At 45.7% G+C, this 6,849-nt stretch carries 5 protein-coding genes; 2 read left to right on the forward strand and 3 right to left on the reverse strand.

Translation table 11 applies throughout. From position 1 onward, the window contains the following. Positions 1 to 126 precede the first annotated feature (126 nt). The gene (locus PN462_RS20075) at positions 127 to 519 is read left to right on the forward strand and encodes an FkbM family methyltransferase (protein ID WP_272130616.1); all 393 of its coding nucleotides are present in this window, start codon (positions 127 to 129) and stop codon (positions 517 to 519) included. 38 nt (positions 520 to 557) lie between these two features. Further along, positions 558 to 1,826, forward strand: coding sequence for a HaeII family restriction endonuclease (locus PN462_RS20080; RefSeq protein ID WP_443029238.1), 1,269 nt, complete (start codon positions 558 to 560; stop codon positions 1,824 to 1,826). A 36-nt stretch (positions 1,827 to 1,862) separates the two neighbouring features. Here the strand turns inward: PN462_RS20080 and thrC are convergent, their stop codons facing one another. The 3 genes from thrC to rimO form a co-directional block, all read right to left on the reverse strand. Next, entirely contained in the window at positions 1,863 to 2,990 is a 1,128-nt protein-coding gene (thrC, locus tag PN462_RS20085) for a threonine synthase (RefSeq protein ID WP_272130618.1), read from the reverse strand. A 104-nt stretch (positions 2,991 to 3,094) separates the two neighbouring features. Further along, positions 3,095 to 4,543 carry a DEAD/DEAH box helicase gene (locus PN462_RS20090; RefSeq protein ID WP_272130619.1) on the reverse strand — a complete coding sequence of 483 codons (1,449 nt, stop codon included), beginning with the start codon at positions 4,541 to 4,543 and terminating at the stop codon, positions 3,095 to 3,097. 309 nt (positions 4,544 to 4,852) lie between these two features. Then, complete coding sequence (gene rimO, locus PN462_RS20095; RefSeq protein WP_272130620.1) at positions 4,853 to 6,181, reverse strand: 30S ribosomal protein S12 methylthiotransferase RimO; 1,329 nt, start codon at positions 6,179 to 6,181, stop codon at positions 4,853 to 4,855. Positions 6,182 to 6,849: the final 668 nt, after the last annotated feature.

Genomic DNA, 6,849 nt, shown 5'->3' on the forward strand with positions numbered 1-6,849 from the left:
ATCTCTTAACCTTCTCCGTCAAGACTCTACTGTTCAACGCAGTCTTCGACAAAAGCGACAACGTGCTGCTATGGACGATGATTACATGACTACTCTTCTACAATCCTTTTGTCAAGCATGATTGAGATGCTCTTACCCTGCGCAGATCGCTTCATTGAACCAGACACAATTACTTTAGTCGATTATTTCCAACAACAGGACATTCAAGACTGTCATTTCCTAAAAATGGACATTGAAGGGGCTGAGTTAGAAGCATTAAAAGGGAGTCGAGAGTTGTTGGCCCAACATCGCATTCACTATTTACTCGTTGAACAACCCAAAGGAAGCGACGGTCAACAGTTAATCCTCGATTACGGTTATACAGCGTGGTTAGTGGACGAAGACACCCAACAATTGCGGCCTTTATCCCATCTCAAGGGGGATTGTTTCGGGAATTTCCTCTTTGTGAGTCCCACCCACCTCGACGAATTCCAAGACATCTTGAGCATTCTGCGGCACACCCCAGTCACAGAGGGTTGAAAGTCGTAGAGTGAGCTATCCTTGCTCTAAAATGATGAATACGGGTATTGAAAGACGCTAAAAAAATACAAGTGATAGAAGCAAACATTAGATATTTAGATTTATTCTGTGGTCTTGGAGGCTTCCGTATTGCTGTTGAACAAGTTTGTCAGAACTATAACCTCAAAAGTCATTGTATTTTTGCCAGTGATATTGACAAAAAAGCACAAGATACATACGAATTAAACTTTCAACAAAGACCCTTGGGAGATATTACAGCCATTCGTGAATGGGATATCCCCGACCATGATTTACTGTTTGCTGGTTTTCCTTGTCAACCCTTTAGCATCATCGGCAACCATCAAGGGTTTGATGATATTCGAGGAACTCTTTTTTTTGATATTGCCCGTATTTTAAAAGCCAAACAACCCCCTGCATTTATTCTAGAAAATGTAAAACAGCTAAAAACCCATGATCGAGGCAAGACAATACAGGTTATCCTAAAAACACTCAATAGTCTTGGGTATATCACCAATTGTAAAATTCTCAACGCGTTAGATTTTGGGTTGCCTCAAAAACGAGAAAGAACTTTTATTGTTGGTTTTCGTAAAGATTTGCAAGTTGATGAATTTAGATTTCCATTAGGCAAATTGCCTATGATACCTCTTTCAAATTTGCTAGAACAAGACGTTAGTGATTTTTATTATGTATCGGAAACAATTCGTAAAAAGCGTTTACAAGCAGTTGCCACTCAATCCAAAGCGCAAAAATATCAACAACTTAGTTTTTGGGATACACAAAAAACTGATCAAGATATGATTTGGCATGAAAACAAGAGTGGAAACATAGGAATTCATCCTTTTTCTTGTGCGCTACGATCTGGAGCATCTTATAATTATTTACTTGTTAATGGCCAACGTCGCCTAACTGAGCGAGAGATGTTGAGACTGCAAGGTTTTCCTGATATTTATAAATTAATTTGTAGCTATTCTGAAGCACGCAAACAAATTGGGAATAGTGTTCCTGTTCCTGTAGTAGCAGCAATAATTGAATCTGTTTTGAACATTGTCAAAAAATCCAAGTCAAAAAATCCAAAAATGAGCTTATCCGAAGCACAATCTAGACTAAATGAAATCATCAAAAAGGCACGCACAGACTTATATAAACCCATTCAAATTGCAGAAGTTCTTAGAAGGTCTAGAATTGAACAAGATATTGATATTCAAGATAAAACAACTTATCAAAATCTCTCTTTGAGATGGCGTGATGAAGTGACGCTATTTCTGTTTGATCAAACAGTTATTGATGAGTTGATAGTTGAAAACTAGACAAACAACTAACAACCAACAACCAACAACCAATAACTAAAATCCCATCACTTTCGCCACTTCCGCCAAATCTGATCCTACCCCGGTATGGATGGCATTGTGACTGTGTTTAATGGCCGCATCGGGGTCTTTTAACCCATGTCCGGTTAACACACAAACCACCGTTGCATTGTCGGGGACTTGATCTTTCACCTTTAATAACCCGGCCACCGATGCCGCGCTGGCGGGTTCACAGAAGACTCCTTCGTGAGATGCTAGGAGACGATAGGCTTCTAATATCTCATCATCGGTTACGGGGTTAAATTGTCCTTGAGAGGCTTCTTGGGCAGCGATCGCCTTTTCCCAACTCGCCGGATTCCCCACTCGGATAGCGGTGGCGACGGTTTCTGGTGACTTCACCGGACTCCCTTGGATGATGGGGGCTGCCCCAGCCGCTTGAAACCCCATCATGTGAGGAAGGCGGTTACTGTACCCCTGTTGCTGATACTCACAAAACCCCATCCAATAGGCAGTAATATTCCCCGCATTCCCCACCGGAATACATAACCAGTCCGGGGCCTCGCCTAAATCATCGACAATCTCAAAAGCCCCGGTTTTTTGCCCTTGGAGACGATAGGGGTTGAGAGAATTAACCAAAGTAACCGGGTACTCGTCGGACATTTGCCGGACAATTTTCAAACAATCATCAAAATTCCCATCAATGGCAATGACTTCAGCCCCATAAAGTAATGCTTGGGCGAGTTTCCCTAGGGCCACATAGCCATCAGGAACAATCACATAGGCATTAATTCCGGCCCGTCGGGCATAGGCTGAGGCCGAGGCCGAGGTGTTCCCGGTACTGGCACAAATGACTGCTTTATCCCCCGCCTCCTTGGCTTTTGAGATAGCCAAAGTCATTCCCCGGTCTTTAAAACTTCCGGTGGGGTTGAGGCCATCGTATTTCACATAAACTTTCACCCCCCGACCAATCTGTTGCGCGAGGGAGGGGGTGGGAATTAACGGCGTATTCCCTTCTCGGAGTGTCACTATGGGGGTAGCGTCACTTACGGGGAGAAATGAACGGTATTCTTCGATCAAACCGCGCCACTGGACTTTAGTAGGAGTGACTCGGTTTTCGGTGTGAGACGGTGCGATCGCAGCAGGAGCAGAAGGACTTAAAACCACAACTTAAAAACCAGAATAAAGACTCAATTCGCCCAAACAAAAACAACAAATGATGAACGGGAATTATATATTATCCCACGTTCACCATCTATTGTGCCGTTTTTTTATTGGCTTTTGTGAGAAATGACAGATTTCTTCACGTCCTTACGGGAAGAACGGGAGGAACTGTTAGAGGTTTTGGATTTATTGGGACGGCGATTTTTCTTCCGTTTAATGGGTTTGGAGAAGTCGGCGGGCGGCACATCCCAATCTTGATGTAACCAAGGGGGAGAGGACTCATCATAGACCATTTGCAAGGCCGCGGCGGCAATGGCTTGGGGGTCATACTCGCTGCTTAACTCGTTCACTAAGGACAAGAAAGAAGCCATCCGTTCCCCAGTTAAGGTATTCTGCACCTGTTCTTTGAGTTTCTCAATGCGTTTCCCTTCTACGTCAGCCCGAGAGGGGATTTTACTGGGGTCAATGCGTTCACCCAGTCGCCGTTCAATGCGTCGTAGTAGGTGACGGTCGGCGGGTTGAATGAGGGAGAGAGCAACCCCGGTTTTCCCGGCCCGTCCCGTCCGACCAATGCGGTGGATGTAGGTTTCGGCGTTGTCGGGGAGGTCGTAGTTGATGACGTGGCTGAGGTCTTGGACATCTAACCCCCGTGCGGCAATATCCGTGGCAACCACTAATTGAATTTGTCCATCCCGGAAGCGTTGAACTAAGCGTTCCCGTTGGTTTTGGTTTAAGTCTCCGTGGTATTCGTCCACGTTATGACCGTTGGCCTGTAATTTATTGGTAATTTCGGCGGCAGACCGTTTGGTGCGCACGAAAATAATCCCGGCTTCCAATTCTTCCATTTCTAGGATGGGTTGCAGGGCTTTAATTTTCGACCAGTTGCGGGGCAGCATATAGACCCGTTGTTCAATGCGGGAGGGGGCTGCATTAGATTGTTTGACGCTGAGGGTGATGGGGGACTTGAGGAAGTTGTCCACTAGGTCCCGAATTTCTCGCGGCATGGTGGCGGAGAAACAAGCGGTGGTGCGCTGGTCGGGGGTTTGTTTGAGGATTTTCTTCACGTCGTCGATGAAACCCATACTCAGCATTTCATCGGCTTCATCCAGCACAACCCATTCCACTTGGGAGAGGTCTAGTTTTTTCCGATCTAACAGGTCGATGACCCGTCCAGGGGTCCCGACGACCAGGGGGACTCCTCGTTGTAGGGTGCGAATTTGTCGTTCAATGGACTGACCCCCACAGACGGTCAAGACTTGTAGATGCTTATTCCCAAAGTCTGCGATCGCGCTAGACACCTGTTGCGCCAATTCACGAGTCGGGGTCAGGATCAAAGCCTGAACTGCCGATGCTTTGGGGTCAATCTTTTCGAGAATGGGCAAGGAAAACGCGGCGGTTTTCCCGGTCCCGGTTTGCGACTGTCCCACTACATCACGATTCGCTAACAACTCAGGAATGGCTTTCTGTTGAATTTCTGTGGGCTGTTCAAACCCCATGCTTTCGAGTTGTTGGACGCGACTATCAGACAGTCCAAGACTTTTGAACGAAATGGTCATAAAATTCCTTAATGCAATTTTCGTTTCGTTAAGTTTTTTAAACTTAACTTTAGTTGTAACGCATTTAGACCAATCGGGCTAGGGGGGGTTTCCGTCTTTGGGGGAAAGGTTAAGATTTCCTGACTAAGGGGAGGACGTTGTATTGCCCATCTGGCCTAGGGTTTTGGGGATGTCGTCAGGGCGTTACCAACTCACGACAAGTTTGAGATTTAGATCATGAAATTTAGCTCAAATTGAGAGCCAATCCAATTGTCGATTTCGATCACGGTTTAGTGTGAGATACTGAGCGACAAGAGATAGAGACAAGGTTTAGACCACTTTGCCATAGAGGTCATAAACATCCGCGTGGGTGATTTCCACGGGAACGAGAGCCCCTAGAGGGGCATCCCCTTGCACATAAACCAGTCCATCGACATCGGGGGCAAAACGAGGGGAACGGCCAATCCGTTGGCCCGTGCCTGGGTGTTCTTGTTCCACTAATACCTTAACAATTTTTCCGACTTCTGCTTGGTTTTTCTGGGCAGCGATGGGTTGTTGGGTTTCCATGATGCGATCGCGCCTTTCCTCCATCACCGCCTGGGGCAGTTGGTTATCTAGGTGATAAGCAGGGGTTTCTTCTTCTGGGGAGAAGGTAAAAACCCCTACATGATCGAATTCATGTTCCTTGACAAAATCCACCAAATAGGCAAAGTGTTCCTCCGTTTCCCCAGGGAAGCCCACAATAAAGGTTGTCCGCAGTATCGCTTCAGGGATAGCCTCTTTTAGCCGATGGATAATTTCATCATTCACCCGGCCTTGCCAAGGTCGGTTCATTGCCCGGAGAATTTCTGGGTGGGAATGTTGGAGGGGTAAATCGAGGTAAGGGAGAACATTAGGCGTTTCTCGGATAGCCTCAATTACCGGGGGAGTCAGTCCAGTGGGGTAAGCATAATGAATTCTAATCCAGGGAATATCTACTTGGCCCAATTCCCGCAAGAGTTCCGCGAGTTTCGGTTTCCCGTACAAATCCACCCCGTAATTCGTGGTAATTTGGGAAATTAACACTAATTCCTGTACCCCTTGAGCGGCCAATTGTTGAGCCTCTGTGACCAGGGATTCTATACTGCGCGATCGCTGATTTCCTCGTAAATGAGGAATAATACAAAACGCACAGCGATAATCACACCCTTCCGCCACCCGCATATAAGCCGTCCCCTCCGCCGTCGTGCGATACCGAGGCACAGTTTCATCAGCAATATAAGTCGGTTCAGGAGAAACTTCTTTCACCCGTTCCCCCTGTTCAGCCCGTTTAATGACATCAACAATCTTGTTATAGTCACTACTGCCCACAACCGCCACCGCTTCAGGCAACTCCGCCAACAACTCCTCCTGGAAATGCTGCGCCATACAGCCCGTAATCACAATCTTCTTATCCGCTTCCGCCAATTCCACCAAAGTCCGCACCGACTCCTCTCTAGCGGCCTGAATAAAACTACAGGTATTGACAATCACGTAATCGGCTAATTCTTCACTTGCGTCAATTTCATAACCGGCTTCCACCAGTAGCCCTAGCATATGCTCAGAGTCGATCCGATTTTTTTCACAGCCGAGATGGGAAAGTGCAATGGAGGGGTTATTACCAAGGGTAGATTGAGGCATAGAAGCGTTAACTAAATAGAGATGCGATGTAAGTTGACAGACAGAATCTCTAGTATAGCGTTTTTTTGACACTCTCACCACTAAATTAGGGCTTGCTGAAAAAGTGTTCATTTACTTGTGAGGTAAGGGAACAGGGAACAGTGAAATTTAAGAATGGGTCTTTTTTTCCGAGATTTTTCCCCAATTGAGTGCCAAATTTGAACTTTTTTGCTTTTCAAAATCCTCAAAACCCTGATTAGGCGAGAGTTTCAGGGTTATTCAGCAAGCCCTAAATTAAAGGTAAGTATTTTAAGCTATCCGCCATCAGCCATCAGCTTAAAACTAACATTCCATTGGCGAAGCCTCTCAAACGGGAGAAAGGAAGTATAACAAGTGAGAGACTTGTGCGAGAAGTGAAAATAAAGCTAAACGCTGACGGCTGAATACTTACTCAACCCGTTTTAACGGGTTTTAGCTATTAGCCTTGGGTTTGAACCCAAGGAATATAAAAGTAGCATTACCTAAATACTTACTCAACCCGTTTTAACAGGTTTTAGCTATTAGCCTTGGGTTTGAACCCAAGGAATATAAAAGTAGCATTACCTAAATACTTACTCAACCCGTTTTAACGGGTTTTAGCTATTAGCCTTGGGTTTGAACCCAAGGAATATAAAAGTAGCATTACCTAA

It is taken from the genome of Spirulina sp. CS-785/01 (genome assembly GCF_028330525.1).
Classification (GTDB): Bacteria; Cyanobacteriota; Cyanobacteriia; order Cyanobacteriales; family Spirulinaceae; genus JAQMSD01.